General features: G+C 74.0%; 18 protein-coding genes. 7 read left to right on the top strand and 11 right to left on the bottom strand.

Annotated features, from left to right (window positions below):
* Positions 1–27: 27 nt before the first annotated feature.
* Complete coding sequence (gene thiE / locus ACQPYX_RS04295) at positions 28–666, top strand: thiamine phosphate synthase (protein ID WP_433801687.1); 639 nt, start codon at positions 28–30, stop codon at positions 664–666.
* 57 nt (positions 667–723) lie between these two features.
* Here the strand turns inward: thiE and ACQPYX_RS04290 are convergent, their stop codons facing one another.
* Positions 724–1,881 carry a hypothetical protein gene (locus ACQPYX_RS04290; protein WP_433801686.1) on the bottom strand — a complete coding sequence of 386 codons (1,158 nt, stop codon included), beginning with the start codon at positions 1,879–1,881 and terminating at the stop codon, positions 724–726.
* A 212-nt stretch (positions 1,882–2,093) separates the two neighbouring features.
* Here ACQPYX_RS04290 and ACQPYX_RS04285 point away from each other — a divergent pair, with 212 nt between their 5' ends.
* Positions 2,094–2,855 (top strand): SGNH/GDSL hydrolase family protein, encoded by a 762-nt coding sequence (locus ACQPYX_RS04285; RefSeq protein WP_433801685.1) that lies wholly within the window; start codon positions 2,094–2,096, stop codon positions 2,853–2,855.
* A 56-nt stretch (positions 2,856–2,911) separates the two neighbouring features.
* Here the strand turns inward: ACQPYX_RS04285 and ACQPYX_RS04280 are convergent, their stop codons facing one another.
* The 3 genes from ACQPYX_RS04280 to ACQPYX_RS04270 are packed head-to-tail and all read right to left on the bottom strand — an operon-like array spanning position 2,912 to position 4,760.
* Positions 2,912–3,583 (bottom strand): DUF3159 domain-containing protein, encoded by a 672-nt coding sequence (locus ACQPYX_RS04280; protein ID WP_433801684.1) that lies wholly within the window; start codon positions 3,581–3,583, stop codon positions 2,912–2,914.
* A gap of 32 nt (positions 3,584–3,615) precedes the next feature.
* Entirely contained in the window at positions 3,616–4,047 is a 432-nt protein-coding gene (locus tag ACQPYX_RS04275) for a VOC family protein (RefSeq protein WP_433801683.1), read from the bottom strand.
* A 56-nt stretch (positions 4,048–4,103) separates the two neighbouring features.
* Positions 4,104–4,760 (bottom strand): TetR/AcrR family transcriptional regulator, encoded by a 657-nt coding sequence (locus tag ACQPYX_RS04270; protein ID WP_433801682.1) that lies wholly within the window; start codon positions 4,758–4,760, stop codon positions 4,104–4,106.
* Positions 4,761–4,837: 77 nt separating this feature from the next.
* Here ACQPYX_RS04270 and ACQPYX_RS04265 point away from each other — a divergent pair, with 77 nt between their 5' ends.
* Positions 4,838–5,722 (top strand): AurF N-oxygenase family protein, encoded by an 885-nt coding sequence (locus tag ACQPYX_RS04265; RefSeq protein WP_433801681.1) that lies wholly within the window; start codon positions 4,838–4,840, stop codon positions 5,720–5,722.
* 79 nt (positions 5,723–5,801) lie between these two features.
* On the opposite strand, the gene ACQPYX_RS04260 is transcribed toward ACQPYX_RS04265, so the two are convergent.
* Positions 5,802–6,764: a TauD/TfdA dioxygenase family protein gene (locus ACQPYX_RS04260; RefSeq protein ID WP_433801680.1), complete on the bottom strand. Its 963-nt coding sequence runs from the start codon at positions 6,762–6,764 to the stop codon at positions 5,802–5,804.
* Positions 6,765–6,924: 160 nt separating this feature from the next.
* Between ACQPYX_RS04260 and ACQPYX_RS04255 the strand changes: the two genes are divergently transcribed.
* Positions 6,925–8,016, top strand: coding sequence for a glycosyltransferase family 4 protein (locus ACQPYX_RS04255; protein ID WP_433801679.1), 1,092 nt, complete (start codon positions 6,925–6,927; stop codon positions 8,014–8,016).
* Between the two features lie 48 nt (positions 8,017–8,064).
* On the opposite strand, the gene ACQPYX_RS04250 is transcribed toward ACQPYX_RS04255, so the two are convergent.
* From ACQPYX_RS04250 to ACQPYX_RS04225, 6 genes are all read right to left on the bottom strand, one after another.
* On the bottom strand, positions 8,065–8,598 hold the full coding sequence (locus tag ACQPYX_RS04250) for a DUF4334 domain-containing protein (RefSeq protein WP_433801678.1): 534 nt from the start codon (positions 8,596–8,598) through the stop codon (positions 8,065–8,067).
* Between the two features lie 22 nt (positions 8,599–8,620).
* On the bottom strand, positions 8,621–8,902 hold the full coding sequence (locus ACQPYX_RS04245; RefSeq protein WP_433801677.1) for a hypothetical protein: 282 nt from the start codon (positions 8,900–8,902) through the stop codon (positions 8,621–8,623).
* A 51-nt stretch (positions 8,903–8,953) separates the two neighbouring features.
* A complete protein-coding gene (locus ACQPYX_RS04240; RefSeq protein ID WP_433803666.1) occupies positions 8,954–9,670 on the bottom strand; it encodes an alpha/beta fold hydrolase in 717 nt (238 codons plus the stop codon).
* Positions 9,671–9,792: 122 nt separating this feature from the next.
* Positions 9,793–10,416, bottom strand: a complete 624-nt coding sequence (locus tag ACQPYX_RS04235) for an HAD family hydrolase (RefSeq protein WP_433801676.1) — start codon at positions 10,414–10,416, stop codon at positions 9,793–9,795.
* Positions 10,417–10,466: 50 nt separating this feature from the next.
* The gene (locus tag ACQPYX_RS04230; RefSeq protein ID WP_433801675.1) at positions 10,467–10,928 is read right to left on the bottom strand and encodes a group II truncated hemoglobin; all 462 of its coding nucleotides are present in this window, start codon (positions 10,926–10,928) and stop codon (positions 10,467–10,469) included.
* A gap of 32 nt (positions 10,929–10,960) precedes the next feature.
* A complete protein-coding gene (locus ACQPYX_RS04225; RefSeq protein WP_433801674.1) occupies positions 10,961–12,136 on the bottom strand; it encodes an MFS transporter in 1,176 nt (391 codons plus the stop codon).
* 58 nt (positions 12,137–12,194) lie between these two features.
* Here ACQPYX_RS04225 and ACQPYX_RS04220 point away from each other — a divergent pair, with 58 nt between their 5' ends.
* From ACQPYX_RS04220 to ACQPYX_RS04210, 3 genes are read left to right on the top strand one after another with little or no spacing between them, the layout of a single operon-like run.
* The gene (locus ACQPYX_RS04220) at positions 12,195–13,283 is read left to right on the top strand and encodes an SPL family radical SAM protein (RefSeq protein WP_433801673.1); all 1,089 of its coding nucleotides are present in this window, start codon (positions 12,195–12,197) and stop codon (positions 13,281–13,283) included.
* A complete protein-coding gene (locus ACQPYX_RS04215) occupies positions 13,284–13,694 on the top strand; it encodes a PAS domain S-box protein (RefSeq protein WP_433801672.1) in 411 nt (136 codons plus the stop codon).
* Positions 13,695–13,720: 26 nt separating this feature from the next.
* On the top strand, positions 13,721–14,125 hold the full coding sequence (locus ACQPYX_RS04210; protein ID WP_433801671.1) for a VOC family protein: 405 nt from the start codon (positions 13,721–13,723) through the stop codon (positions 14,123–14,125).
* Positions 14,126–14,162 lie beyond the last annotated feature (37 nt).

Raw genomic sequence — 14,162 nt, 5'->3', positions numbered from 1 at the left:
CACCCTACGCGCTAGCGTCCCGGGCCGATGGACACGCGCGCTCGTCTCGCCGACGCCCGGCTCTACCTGTGCACCGACTCCCGCGCCGCCCGCGGCGACCTCGCGGCGTTCGCCGACGCGGCGCTGCGCGGCGGGGTCGACGTCATCCAGTTGCGGGAGAAGGGGCTCGAGGCGCGGGACGAGCTCGCCGCGCTCGAGGTGCTCTCCGACGCCGCGCACCGGCACGGCGCGCTGGTGGCGGTGAACGACCGCGCCGACGTCGCGCTCGCCGCGCAGGCCGGCGTGCTGCACCTCGGTCAGGACGACCTGCCGGTCGCCGTCGCGCGGCGGATCGTCGGAGACGACGTCGTGATCGGCCGCTCGACGCACGACGTCGACCAGGCCCGCGCCGGCGCCGCCGAGCCCGGCGTGGACTACTTCTGCACCGGACCCTGCTGGCCCACCCCGACGAAGCCGGGCCGTCCCGCCCCGGGGCTGGACCTGGTGCGGGCCACCGCGTCGTCGGGCACCGCCCGGCCGTGGTTCGCGATCGGTGGCATCGACCACGACCGGTTGCCCGAGGTGCTCGCCGCCGGGGCGACGCGGGTCGTCGTCGTCCGGGCGATCACCGAGGCGGACGACCCGGAGGCGGCGGCCCGGGCGCTCGCGGACGCCCTCCGGACATGAACGAACGGCACCTTCGCAGCATCTACGTGCGCGAGAGTGCCGTTCGGTCAGTAGCCGTCAGTTGCCGGTCGAGCCACCCTGCTCGTTGAACCGCGGCACGAGGCTCGACAGCGGGTTCTGCTCCTGAGGCGCCCGCGTGGTGCTGGTGGACGGCGCGCGCGTCGTGGAGGTCGGCCGCTCCGTCCCCTCCTGCGAGCCCTGGTCGGAGGACGTCGTGGTGGTGGCGTCGGAGCTGCCCGGCTCCTCGGTGGTGGAGGACTCCGACGTCGCCGGCGCCTCGGTGTTCTGCCCGAAGATCGAGCCGACCGAGGTGCCGGACGTGCCGCCGGAGAGCGGGTGCCCGGTCGCCGACTCGACCGCGAAGCTCGCGAGCAGGCCGATCGCGAAGACGCTGGCCGCGACCCCGCCGAGCGTCACCCAGGCCTTCCAGCCGAAGCGGCGGTACCAGGGCGTGCTCGCGGCGGGTGCGAGGGCGGTCGGGTCGTCTGCGCCCGGACCGTGCGCGAGGTGTGTGGTGGGCATGCCGCCGGAGGGCGGGAACGGGGCGCCCATCGGCATGGCGCGGGTCGGACCCGGGAGCGGGCGCCCGTCCGGTCCGAGCGGCGGCACGACCTGCGTCGGGTTGCCCCCGTCCGGCGTGCGGGTGTTCGGGATCCGGCGCGTCGGGTCGACGGGCTCGCCCGTGGGGCGCCCGGCCGCGTCGAGCCGCGTGGCGACGGTGCGCCCGCCGGCGCGCAACTGCGGGCCGGCGGCGGGGACCACGGCGCCGTTGGCGAGACGCCGGGTGGGCACGCCGGGCGGGACCGGCGCGCCGTACGGCGGCGACATCATCGGACCGGCCTGCCCCGGGACGCCGGGTCGGGGCGGCACGGGCTGCGCCGGTCGGCCCTGCGGACCGGCGACCGGCCCGCCCGCCCGGGCGACGGCACCGGCGACCTTGGTGCCCGTCACCGGGTTCACCACCAGCCGCGACTTCACGGCGTCGCGCGTGCGCTCCAGGGACTTCTGGTAGAGCGCCGACCCGACCGTCGAGATCACCGACGCGACCGCCGCCCCGCCGATCGTGCCGATCACGCCGAGGAAGGAGCCCAGGATCGCCGCGGTGGCGGCGGCGAGGGCTCCGGCGATGATCTGCGGGAGGGTCAGTCCGGTGGCGGAGGCCTTCGTCGTCTCCTCCGGCTCGGCGGCGCTGGTTCTCGAGGTCGCGTCGGGCATGGCTCCCAGGGCTCGCGGTCACGTCGGGATCGGGCTGGACGTCGGGTGTCCCTCTCGTGGTTCACCCACTCCGCAGGACGTCACCACGATGCCAGCGTGGTCATGAGGTGAGAGCCTTCACCCCGGCGCCATCGCATCCGGGCAACGGGACGCACCGATTGGGCCGGACGGGTCAGAGCGACGGCGGATCCGCGGCGCGGGAGAATCCGAGCATGTCCTGGAGCACCTTCGTCGCCGTGGGCGACAGCTTCACCGAGGGCGTCGGCGACGTCGATCCGATCACGGGCAGCGAGCGCGGCTGGGCCGACCGCGTCGCCGAGCACCTCACCCGGCAGGACCCGGGCCTTCGCTACGCCAACCTCGCGGTCCGCGGGCAGCTGCTCGAGCAGATCGTCCGCGAGCAGGTCGGCCCCGCCCTGGCCATGGACCCCGACCTCGTCAGCCTCTGCGCCGCGGGCAACGACCTGCTGCGCCCCACCGCCCGCCCCGCCGACCTCGCCGAGCGCCTCGACGGCGCCGTCGGCCGGCTCGTCGCGAGCGGCGCCGACGTCCTGGTGTTCACCGGGTTCGACACCCGGTCCACCCCGGTCGTCGACCTCGTCGGCCGGCGACTCGCCACCATGAACGAGCACATCCGCGAGATCGCCGCCCGCCGCGGCGCGAAGCTCGTCGACCTCTGGACGATGGACACCCTCGCCGACCCCCGGGCGCGCGCCGAGGACCGCCTGCACCTCAACGCCGAGGGCCACCGCCGGGTCGCGGTGCGGGTGTGCGAGGTGCTCGGCGTGCCGACCGGCCAGGACTGGCGCGACCCGTGGCCGCCCCTCGAGCCGACGCCGTGGGTGCGCCGCCGCGAGGAGGACATCCGCTGGGTCCGCGGGCACCTCGTGCCCTGGGTGGGCCGCCGGTTGCAGGGCCGGTCCACCGGCGACGGCCGGCCGCCGAAGCGCCCGGAGCCCTCACCGGTGCACTGACCCGGCACTGACCGGCACTGCCCCGGCTCCGCCCCACCTCACCACCGCCAACCGGCCTACTCGCGCGACTCCTCGTCGGGAAGGACCGGGTGTCGCGGCCCGGGATGCCCGGGCGGGAGCGCCGACCGCACCAGCGGCCAGGAGCCGAGGACGCAGACCAGGACCAGCGGCCAGGTGAGCGCGAGCTGCGCGACGCCGAGGGCCACCGTCGCCCCCGCCGCCCAGAGCGGGAGGAAGACGACGAGGCGCAGCGCGTACTGCGCCGCCCACAGCCAGCTCGCGCGGCAGTAGCCCCGGACGAGGTCCGGGTCCTCGCGCCACGCGCGTGGCCGGCCCAGCGCCGCCCCGACGACGAGCCCGAGCAGCGGCCAGCGGACCGCGATCGACACCAACCAGGCGGCCAGCGACCCCGCGTTGGCGACGATGCGCGGCAGGAAGAAGTCCTCGGCCCGGCCGGTGTAGAGGGCGATGAGCGTGGCGCCGACGGCGATCAACAGCCCCACGGCCGCGGCCCGGGGACGGTCCCCGCCGCGCCAGCGGGCGACCGCGACCCCCAGCGCGACCAGCACGGAGGCGAACCCACCGAGCAGGATCGGCTCCCACCAGCCCAGCGCCGACGCGCCGAGCCACACCACCACGAACGCCACCGACGGCAGCACCGCGTCGACGACCCCCCGCCCGGAGGCGGCGAGGATCTCCCGGAGCGGGTCGTCCCGGCGTCGCAGCACGGGATCCAGCTTAGGCTCGCCTTCCCCGGGACTCAGTCCCGCAGGACCCGGGCGCCCATCGCGCGGAACTCCGGCGAGGGCGTGGACGGCGAGGACACGTCCACGAGCAGGCCGTTCGGGTCGGTGACGAGCATCCGGCGGCGGCCGTAGAACTGGTCGCGCGGCGGGGCCACCACGGGGATCTGCTGGCGGCGGGCCTCGACGTGGAGGGCGTCGACGTCGTCGACCACGAAGGTCAGGACGATGCCGGCCGGGTCGGCCCGGTAGGGCGGCGGCACCGTCTCGTGCCCGACGGCCCAGATGCCGAGCTCGCACACCGCCCCGTCGTCGTCCTCGGCCGTGCGCAACGCGACGTGGAAGTCGCTGTCGAAGGCGACCTCGAAGCCCAGCAGACGCACGTAGAAGTCACGGGTCTCGGGCAGACGGTCCGAGAGGATCGTCGGGAACGCGCGGCGCAGCGCCATCGGCGGGCCCTCCTGGCGAGCGGGTGGGTCCTCCCCATCATGGGTGATCGGGGCGATCAGGCGGTGTCCGCCCCCACCGTGCCGAGCGCGTCGATGACCTGGGAGCCCACGGTGACCCGGATGACGGCCCAGCACGCCTCGGTGAGCTGCGCGCCGAGGTCCTCCACCGTGGCGCCGTGCGGCTCGTCGAGCCAGTGCGCCGCGGCGGCGTCCACCATCCCGACGAGGCCGTAGGCCAGCGGGTGCGCGGTCGCCGGCGGCGTCTCGGCGCCCAGCGAGCCGTCGATCAGCATCTGCGCGACGTGCGCGGAGACCACGCTGCGCACGTTGGTGCTGGCCGACTCCACCGAGTCGCCGCCGCTCGGCAGCGAGTTGCGCTTCAGGTAGAGGTAGACGTTCGCGTGCTCGGAGAGCCAGCGCAGGTGCGCCGCGAGCGCGCGCTCGAGCATCTCGCGCGGCCGCCCCTCGGGTCGCCACACGGGCTCGAGCTCGGTGACGAGCCGCTCCACCGACCGCGCCGCGATGGCGGCCTGGAGGTCGTCCTTGCCGTCGAAGTGCCGGTAGAGCCCGGGCCGGGACACCCCGGCCTGAGCGGCGATCTGCTCGGTGGTCACGTCGGGGCCGTGCTCCTCGATCGCGACCACGGCGGCGTCCACCAGCTCGAGGCGTCGCGCCTCCCGATGTCCCGCCCAGCGTCGTGTCCTGCCATCCATGGTCAGACCAGCCTGACCCCGACTCGCGAGTAACGACAACTATGCGAGACATCGTGTACGGGGTACAGTCCGTCACCATGACGATCCTGGACCGGGACGCGACCGCGAGCCGCCTGCTGACCGCCAGCGCCCGCCACACGCTCGACCCCTCGATCGAGGTGGACTGGGACGCCGCGGTCGACCCGCAGGGGTGGGCCGTGCCGCCGGAGCGCGTCTCCCTGCACGGGACCCCGCTGTGGGACGACCTCGACGCCGACCAGCAGCGCACGCTGGCCCGCCACGAGGCCGCCAGCATGCTCTCGGTGGGCCTGTGGTTCGAGGTGATCCTCATGCAGATGCTGGTGCGGCAGGCCTACGGGATGGACCTGCGCCGGCCGCACTCGCAGTACGCCCTGACCGAGGTCGGCGACGAGACCCGCCACTCGGTGATGTTCGCCCGCGCCGTCGACGCGCTGGGCTGCCCGGACTACCGCCCGCACGGCCTGCTGCACCGGCTCGGCGGGGTGTACGGCCACATCGGGTCGGGCGCCTCGATGTTCGCCAGCGTGCTCGTCGCCGAGGAGGCGACCGACCGGCTGCAGCGCGAGTCGATGCACGACGACCGCATCCTGCCGCTCATGCGCGCGGTCGCCCGGGTGCACGTGGTCGAGGAGGCCCGCCACGTCCGCTTCGCCCGCGAGGAGCTGGCCCGCCTCGTCCCGACCCTCTCGCGCGCCGAGCTCGAGCGGGAGCGCTGGACGACGGCGCTGGTCTCCTCCGAGGTGGTCAACGCGCTCTGGCAGGCCCGGGTCTACCGCAGCGTCGGGCTCTCCGGCCGGGTCGGACGTCGCGCGGCGCTGGCGAACCCGGAACACCGGGCGACGAAGCGCTTCATGACGGAGAAGGTGCTCGCGTTCCTCGACGACGTCGGGATGATCGGCGGCCCCTCGGAGCGCGTGTGGAAGCGGGCGGGCCTGCTGTAACCCCTCCCGCCCTGACGAGCGAACGGCACTGTCGCAGCATCTATGTGCGCGACAGTGCCGTTCGTTCGCTATGAGGACCTCAGTACGGCTTGCCGCCTAGGATCGCCACGCGCTCGGCGACCCGGGTGTGCCGGCCGTAGTCGCCCACCGCGTAGTGCTGGGTGGCCCGGTTGTCCCAGAACGCCACGGTGCCCTCGGTCCAGCGGTAGCGGACCTGGAACTCGGGGGTGTGCGCCGACGCGAACAGGTGCCGCAGCAGCGCGTCCGACTCGGCCTGCTCCATCCCGACGATCCGCGTGGTGAAGGCGGCGTTGACGAACAGCGTCCGCCGCCCCGTCTCCGGGTGGATCCGGACGACGGGGTGGGTCACCGGCGGGAACGTGTCCTCGAGCGTGCGGAGCTTGTCCGCGTCGAGGAAGCGCGCGAACCCGGGCACCATGTCGTGCACCGCGACCGCGTCGTCGATCCGCGCGCGCACCTCGTCGGAGAGGTTGTCGTACGCGGCGGCCATGTCCGCCCACATCGTGTCCCCGCCGAACGGCGGGGTCGTGATCATCCGCAGCACCGCCCCCATCGCGGGCGCGCGGCGGAACGACGTGTCGACGTGCCAGATGTTCTCGTAGGTCTGCGGGCCGTCGCCGCCCTTGGCGAAGCGCACGACGCTCGGATCCTCACCGGCCTCGAGCAGCGGGTTGGTCTCGAGCTCGCCCCACTGCATGGCGAACGCGCGCTGCTCGGCCGAGGAGATGTGCTGGTCGGGGAAGAACAGCACCTTCCAGTCCAGCAGGGCCCGGTTGAGCTCGAGGCGCAGCTCGAAGTCGAGCGGCTGCGCGAGGTCGACGCCGCGGACCTCCGCGCCGAGCGCGACCCCCACCGGGGTCAGCGAGAAGCCCTCGTACCGACACCGCTCCGGCCCGTCGCCCTGCAGGGGGCGCAGCACGCGCCGCCCCTCGAGGAGATCGATGGCGGGGGTGGCACGGGGGCGTCCCGTGCCCACCTCGCCGGTGGGGTCACCGGAGTCGAGGAGGGTCGTCACGAGCACCGATCTTGCGTCCTCGTGCGCTCGTTCACAACCGATCGTCGTGTGGGCCGCACCGGCGGGCGTCCGACATCCGGCCCGTACCTCGACGACATGTGAACGACACGTGAAGACGATCTTCTCGACGGCACCCGGGGGACGAGCGACGCGAGGAGACCGAACGGTGACGGACCTGCAGGACGCGCCCACGACGAGCGAGGCGACCACCCGGCCCCGGGTCCTCGTCGTCGGCCCCCGCGCCCGGGCCCGGGGCGGGATCGGCAGCGTGCAGGACGTCCTCGAGCGCCACCTGCCCGCCCACGCCGAGCTCGGCCTCGTCGCCACCCACTCCGACGGCCCGGACCGGCTCCGGACGATGGTCGTCGGGACGCTCGCCGCCGCCCGTCGGATCCGCCGGGAACGACCCGACGTCGTGCACCTGCACGTCTCCCAGCGGGCGTCGGTCCTGCGCAAGGGCGTGGTCGCCGCCGTCGCCCGCCGCGCCGGGGTGCCTGCGGTGCTGCACCTGCACGGCTCCCAGTTCCTCGACTGGTTCGACGACCTCCCCCGGCCGGCCCGCGGAGTCGTCCGGACCCTCCTGCGCCCGCACCGGCTCGTCGTCCTCTCCGAGGCCCTGTGCGTGCCCTACCGGGACCGGCTCGGCGTGCCCGCCGACCGCGTCGTCGCCCTGCCGAACCCCGTGGAGTGGCCGTCGGCGCCGACGCGACGCCCGGAGGGACCGGTGACGGCGCTCTTCCTCGGACGCTTCGGCGCCCGCAAGGGCATCTACGACCTCGTCACGGCGTGCAGCCTGCTCGCGCCCGCGCACCGTGAGCGGCTGCGCGTCGTGGCCGCGGGGGACGGCGAGGTCGAACAGGTCCGGGAGGCGGTCGCCGCGGCGGGGGTGGGCGACGTCGTCGAGGTCGCCGACTGGCTCGGGCCCGACGAGCGGGACGAGCTCCTGCGACGGGCGCAGTTGCTCGTGCTCCCGAGCTCGCACGAGGGGCTGCCGATGGCCGTGCTGGAGGCGATGGCGTTCGGGGTCGCCCCGGTGGTGACGCCGGTCGGCGGGCTGCCGGAGGTGGTCCACGACGGCGTGAACGGTGCGGTGGTCCCCGTCGGCGACCCGGCCGCGCTCGCCCGCACACTCGGAGAGCTCATCGACGACGACGAGCGCCGGCACGCGCTGGGCCGCCGGGCCCGCACGGACGTCGAGGGCTACGCGGCCCCGCGCTGGGCGGAGCGGCTGGCTGCGGTGTGGGCTGCGCCCCTGTGAGTAGTTGTGACGGTGGTAACCGTCAGAAGTACTCACGTGCGAAGCACCTCACCGGCGCAGCACGAAGAAGTACGGCGCCGAGTCCCGCAGGTCCATGCACCCCAGCAGCGTCGTCGCGTCGACGCGGTGGAAGACGTCGTTGATCGGGCGCGCGTCGTAGATCATCGTCGCGCTGGACACGCCGCGGTACTCGGTCATCCGCAGCCGCGCGGTGTACTTCGTCGTGCCCATCACGGGCCGCCCGAGGGTGATCACCTTGTGCAGCCACGGCTTCCGGGCGGCGTCGGGCAGCGGCAGGTTCATCGGCACGAGCGCGGGGTCGACGGCGAACACGTCGCTGCGGTCGGCGTTCCAGAACAGCAGCGGGTGGACCTCGTCGGCGGAGTCGAACCGCTTGCCCGCCCACCCGGTCGCAGCGAGGAGACCGTCCATGGGGTGGCCGGTCGGGAACTCCGAGCCCCACCACTGCCCGATCATCTCGTCGACCGACACCGGGTCGAGCGAGTCGAACAGCGCGAGCGCCTCGTCGGTGCTCACGGGCGTGCGGGCGAGCAGGGTCGTGAAGTCCTCGACGGCCGTCATGAGAAACAGTCTGCCGTGACCGTCAAGAGACGCGGACGGTGCTCGCGATGAGGTCGTCGAGGGTGCGCACGAGCCGCTCCGAGGTGAGCCCGACGAGGCCCTCCAGCACGTCCCGCAGCCGGCACAGGTGCGGGAACGGGTCCCGGCGCACGCGGGCGAACGGCGCCACGGCGAGCGCCTCCGCGTGGTCGATCAGCGCCTCCAGGGCGGCGTCGCGCAGACCCTCGTCGACGAGGGTGTCGATCTGTACCAGGGCGGTGCGGGCGACCATCCGGATACGGGTCGCGTCCGACATGACACTCACGTCGAGTGACGGTAGAGCTACGCACCGTGAAGGGCAGCACCGTTCACCTGATCAGGCCCGGGTGTGCACCTCGAGGAAGCTCGCGATCGACTCCCGCGCCGCCTCGTTGTACTCCGGCGCCTTCCAGCGCTCGACCAGCGTCGCGTCCGGCGCGACCTCGGCGAGCATCGACGACGCCGACGCCGGGTGCGGCTCGTCCCCGCCCGCGAACACCAGCAGGGGCACGTCGAAGCGGGCCACGGCCTCGTCGGGAACGGAGAAGAGGACGTCGTCGCGCCCGTAGAGGTTGTCCCGGAACGACGCCCAGTCCTGCTCCGAGGCCTCCGGGTGCCGGTCGCCCTGCTGCTCCGCGAAGTCGGCGAACGTGCCGTGGAAGAGGTCCCGGTTGTCCTCCAGCCCGATCGGCTGGAGGACCACCGCCGCGGCGACGCGCTCCGGCGCCCGCCGGATCAGGTTGGCGATGAACGACCCGCCGATGCACATCCCGACGAGGTGGCACCGCTCGATGCCGAGGTGGTCGAGCAGGGCGAGGTGGTCGTCGGTGGAGGAGTCCCAACCGTCGTCGGCGCGCACCGGCGCCCACGACTCCCCCGCGTTGCGCTGGTCCATCAGCACCACGCGGTGGTCGCCGGACAGCGCCTCCGGCACGTCCCACGGGGCCGCCGACCACCACTCGATCGCCGAGCGCATCCCGCCCGGCGCGAACGCCAGTACAGGGAAGCCCTCGCCGCGCTCCTCGTAGTGGATGCGGACGTCGCCGTTCTCCATGATCGTCACGCGGGAGGCTTCCCGACGACGCCTCGGGGCACGCGTGGGCGTGATCCGCAGCTACCGAGCGAAGTGCTCGCCCAGCGATCACATCGCGCGGCGGAAGCGGATCTTGTCAGCCGTCAGGAAGGCCGGTCGAGCAACGCCCGGCCGAGGGCGTACGCCTCGCGCAGGTCGTTGCCGCGGTAGTCGACGGCCGCCTCCAGACCGGGCGAGGCGTTGATCGCGACGGTGTGCGTGAGGTGCGCGAACAGCGGCACGTCGGACCCGGAGTCGCCGTACGCGACGCAAGCCGACAACGGCAGGCCCCGCGCCGCACGCTCGGCGTCGGCGAGCCGGACCTTGTCACCCGGCGTCAGGATCGCAGCGGGATCGATGGGGTCCGACCAGACCGAACCGTGGACGACGTCGAGGCCGCGGTCGAGCAGGTGGCGGGCGAAGAAGGTGGGCGAGAGCGTCACGAGCATCGAGGTCTCGCCGCGCGCCGCGATGTCCGCGCACACCTCGTCGATGCCGGAGATCCACGGGGCATCGGCCACCACGGACGCCACGAGCGACGGGTCGAGCTCGCCCCAGAGCGACCGGACGGCGACCGCGAACTCCCACGCCTCGATCTCGCTGTCGGCGAACTGCCGTTCCAGCTCCTGCAGGGTGGGCTCGCAGTCGAGGTGCCGGCTGATCTCCAGGGCCGCCGTGGTGTCGCGGAGCAGGGTGCCGTCCATGTCGAACATGTGCAGGGCGCTCACGGGCGGCGACGATCTCCCGCGCACCCTCCGCGAGCAAGCCGAAGGTGTCGTCAGGAAGGCTGGTAGGGCGGCGCCACGCCCCAGCCCCAGCGGGGCACCGGGGCCTGCTCGACGACCTCGGCGTCCGGCTGCGAGTTGTACAGCGCGAGCCGCGTGCCCCACTCGACGTAGCCGACGAAGGCGGCGCGGAACTCGGGATCGTCGGGGAGCCGGGCGTCGTCCGCGGCCCGGCTCATCGTCTCGGCGAAGCGCCGCCGCTGCTCGGGCGTGATGCTCAGCGAGCGGTGATGGGCGAGCATCCGCTCGTAGCCGCCGAGGCGGGCGGTGTAGTCGGCGGGCCCGCCGAAGACCTCGATCCACCACAGCGTCACGTGCGCGCGGTGCTCCTCGGACACGCCGCCGGGGAAGAGCGGCGACAGCAGGTCGTCGCCCTCGACGCGGTCGTAGAACGCGTCGATCAGCCGGCGGAAGGCGTCGGCCCCACCGGCCCATTCGAAGAGCGTCGGCGTCACGCGCTACAGCGTCATCACTGCGAACACACTCGTCACGAGCTTTTCTCTCGATCCAGTGCCCGGGCGCGTGCGCCCACCGCGATCACGAGCGCCAGCACCGGCAGCAGCCCCAACGCGACCGGCAGACCCACCCACGCCGCGAGGTGACCGATCACGGGTGGCCCCGCGACGAAGCCGACCCAGCCCAGCGCCGAGACCGCGGCGATCGCCCGGCCGGGATGCGCGCCGGGCAGGCGTCCGGCGGCGCTGAACGCGGTCGGCACCACCAGCGCCAGCCCGATGCCCAGCATCGCGAAGCCGACGATCGCCGCCGCCGGGTGCGCGATCAGCAAGGAGCCGCCGAACCCCACCGCCGCCACGAGCGCGAGCACCGGCAGCAGCCGGTGGGCTGGGAAGCGCGCGAGCAGCCGGTCACCGGTGAGCCGGAGCGTCAGCATCGTCGCCGAGTACGCCGCGTACGCGAGACCGGCGACGCCCGGGCCCGCCGCGAGGTCGTCGCGCAGGTGCACGGCCGACCAGTCCGCCGACGCACCCTCGGCGAGCATGCTCGCCAGCGCGATCCCGCCGAGCACCAGCACGAGGGGGCGCAGGAGCACCGTTCCCGACGACGTCGCGGGCCCGGCTCCGGCGGTCGGCTGCGGCGGGTCGGGGAGCATCCGGCGGGAGGCGAGCGCGCCGAGGACCAGCACGACCGGGCCGAGCACCACCAGCTGCGGCGTCAGCTCCGTGCCGGTGGCGGCGACCGCCGTGCCGAGCAGCGCGCCGCAGAACCCGCCGAGGCTCCACCCGCCGTGCAGGCCGGCCATGATCGGAGTCCCGAGCGCGCGCTCGACGGTGACGGCCTGCGTGTTCATCGCGACGTCCAGCGCGCCCTGGAACCCGCCCCACACCAGCAGCGCGGCGAACAGCCACCGCAGCGAGGGCGCGAGCCCGATCCCCAGCCCGGTCAGCCCGTAGCCCACGAGCGTCGCCCGCACCATCAGCCGGCTCCCCAGGCGCGGGAGCAGCCAGCCGGTCACCGCCATCGCCAGTACCGACCCGAGCGGCGCTCCGAGCAGGGCGATCCCGAGCTCGGCGTCGGACAGGCGCAGGCCCGCCTTGACCTGCGGGATGTGCGCGGTCCAGGAGGCGAACAGCAGCGCGTGCAGCAGGAAGACCGCGAGGACGGCGGGGCGGGCGCGCTGCGCGGGGTCGGTCGACACGAGCACGTGAGCAGCCTGGAGCCGAAAGCCGGGAGGAGCGACCCGACGCCGGGTATCCGCCCGGATGGCCGCCCCCGCCCGTCCCGCGACCCCGCGCCCGCACAAGCCGTGGGTGCCGCGGCACGTCCGCGTCACGCGTGCCGCGCAGGAACACGCGCACGCCGACGAGATCGTGCGGCGCTGCGAGGCGCTGGGCTGCGACGACATCGAGCTGCTGAAGGTCGACCGCATCACCGGCGTGAAGGGCGAGACCGAGCGCGAGACGTACGCGCGGGCCAAGGCGACGCTCGCCGTCGTCGTGAGCCCGGACTCCGCCCGGAAGCTGGACCCGATCCCGCCGTCGGCGGACTGGCGCGTGGACCTCGCGCGCGGGTGTCCGGCGCACTGCCAGTACTGCTACCTCGCCGGGTCGCTGACCGGCCCGCCGATCACCCGCGTCTACGCCGACCTCGACCGCATCCTCGCCAACCTCGACGGCTACGTCGGGCAGGGACACATCACCTCGACGTCGCAGGCCCGCGCGCACGAGGGAACGACCTTCGAGGCGTCCTGCTACACCGACCCGCTCGGCATCGAGCCGGCGACAGGGTCGCTCGCCGCGGCGATCTCGCACGTGGGGACGCACGCCTGGCCCGGGCCGGTGCAGTTGCGCGCGACGACGAAGTTCGCGGGCGTCGAGCCGCTGCTCGACCTCCCCCACGGAGGTCGCACGCGCCTGCGCTTCTCGCTCTCCCCGTGGCCGCGCTACGAGGGCGGCACCGATCCCGTCGCCGCGCGCGTCGCGGCGCTGGGTCGGATGGCGTCGACGGGCTGGCCGGTCGGGGTCACGCTGGCGCCGATCATCCCCGACGGCGGGTGGGAGGTCGCCTACTCGTCGTTGCTCGCCGACGTCGCGGCGGCCGTGCCGGCGGACGCCGACCTGACGATCGAGTGCATCACCCACCGCTTCACGCCGGGCAGCCGCGAGACTCTCGAGACCTGGTACCCGGCCTCGAGGCTGGAGATGGACCCCGAGCAGCGCAAGGAGAAGCGCGGGAAGTTCGGGGCGGTCAAGCACGTCTATCCGAACGAGGTGATGGACCACCTGCGCTCGACGATCACCGACCAGATCGACGAGCACCTGCCGAACGCCAGGGTCCTGTACTGGACGTAGGTGGCCTCGAGCCGGGTCGGATTCGTGCAGGACGGCTCCGGTACGTCCGGGACGATGCCCTTCGTGGAGGGCCACGCGGTGATCGCGACCGACGTGGAGGGCGTCATCACGTCGTGGAACGACGGCGCGCAGGAGCTGTTCGGACACCGTCGCGAGGACGTGCTCGGACGCCCCGTCGACGTCGTCGTCCCGGAGCATCTGCGCGCCGCGCACTGGGCGGGGTTCCGCCGCGGGATGGCCGCGCCCGCGGTCAAGGACCTGGCGGCCGACCTCCCGGTCCTCTGTGCGGACGGGGAGGTCCGGAGCTTCGCGGGGCGCCTCCTCGTCCTCTGCGATGCACTCGGGACGAGCCTCGGCGCCATGGCCGTCTACGCGGCGACCGGCACCACGGGCGTCCGACCGTTCGGATGACGGGCGGGCCTGCCAGGCTGCCGACCGTGTCCAGCGTCTGGCCGGTTCTGCACTACGACGACACCGAGGGCGCCCTGCGCTTCCTCGTCGATGTCGTCGGCTTCGCCGAGTCCGTGGTGGTGCGCGACGACGACGGCGACGTGGTGCACGCGGAGCTCGCCTGGCCCGGCGGCGGCACCGTGCTCCTCGGCGGGACGAAGCACGTCGGCGGCGTGCACGACGGCCTCAGGACGGGCGCGCTGTACCTGGTCACCGACGACGTCGACGCCGTGTACGAGCGGTTGGCGGCTGCGTCGGCGGAGGTCGTGGCGGCGCCGCACGAGACGTCGTTCGCCGCGGGAGGCCCGACCTACGCCTGCTCCGCCCGCGACACCGAGGGCAACCTGCTCACGTTCGCGACGTACCGAGGTGGGACGTCCGCGACGATCTGACCTCCAGCGAGTGTCCGCGTGGGGCCGGCCCGCACCC

The sequence above is a fragment of the Actinomycetospora sp. CA-084318 genome, from assembly GCF_050955885.1.
Lineage (GTDB): Bacteria > Actinomycetota > Actinomycetes > Mycobacteriales > Pseudonocardiaceae > Actinomycetospora.
The sequence above is the reverse complement of the archived record's forward strand: the minus strand, read 5'-3'. Positions and strand labels throughout refer to the sequence as shown.

Bases quoted from the DNA above. Each gene is read 5' to 3' on its own strand.
- thiE (WP_433801687.1), top strand. From the start codon at position 28: ATGGACACGCGCGCTCGTCTCGCCGACGCCCGGCTCTACCTGTGCACC.
- ACQPYX_RS04290 (WP_433801686.1), bottom strand. From the start codon at position 1,881: ATGCCCGACGCGACCTCGAGAACCAGCGCCGCCGAGCCGGAGGAGACG.
- ACQPYX_RS04285 (WP_433801685.1), top strand. From the start codon at position 2,094: ATGTCCTGGAGCACCTTCGTCGCCGTGGGCGACAGCTTCACCGAGGGC.
- ACQPYX_RS04275 (WP_433801683.1), bottom strand. From the start codon at position 4,047: ATGGCGCTGCGCCGCGCGTTCCCGACGATCCTCTCGGACCGTCTGCCC.
- ACQPYX_RS04270 (WP_433801682.1), bottom strand. From the start codon at position 4,760: ATGGATGGCAGGACACGACGCTGGGCGGGACATCGGGAGGCGCGACGC.
- ACQPYX_RS04265 (WP_433801681.1), top strand. From the start codon at position 4,838: ATGACGATCCTGGACCGGGACGCGACCGCGAGCCGCCTGCTGACCGCC.
- ACQPYX_RS04250 (WP_433801678.1), bottom strand. From the start codon at position 8,598: ATGACGGCCGTCGAGGACTTCACGACCCTGCTCGCCCGCACGCCCGTG.
- ACQPYX_RS04240 (WP_433803666.1), bottom strand. From the start codon at position 9,670: ATGGAGAACGGCGACGTCCGCATCCACTACGAGGAGCGCGGCGAGGGC.
- ACQPYX_RS04220 (WP_433801673.1), top strand. From the start codon at position 12,195: ATGGCCGCCCCCGCCCGTCCCGCGACCCCGCGCCCGCACAAGCCGTGG.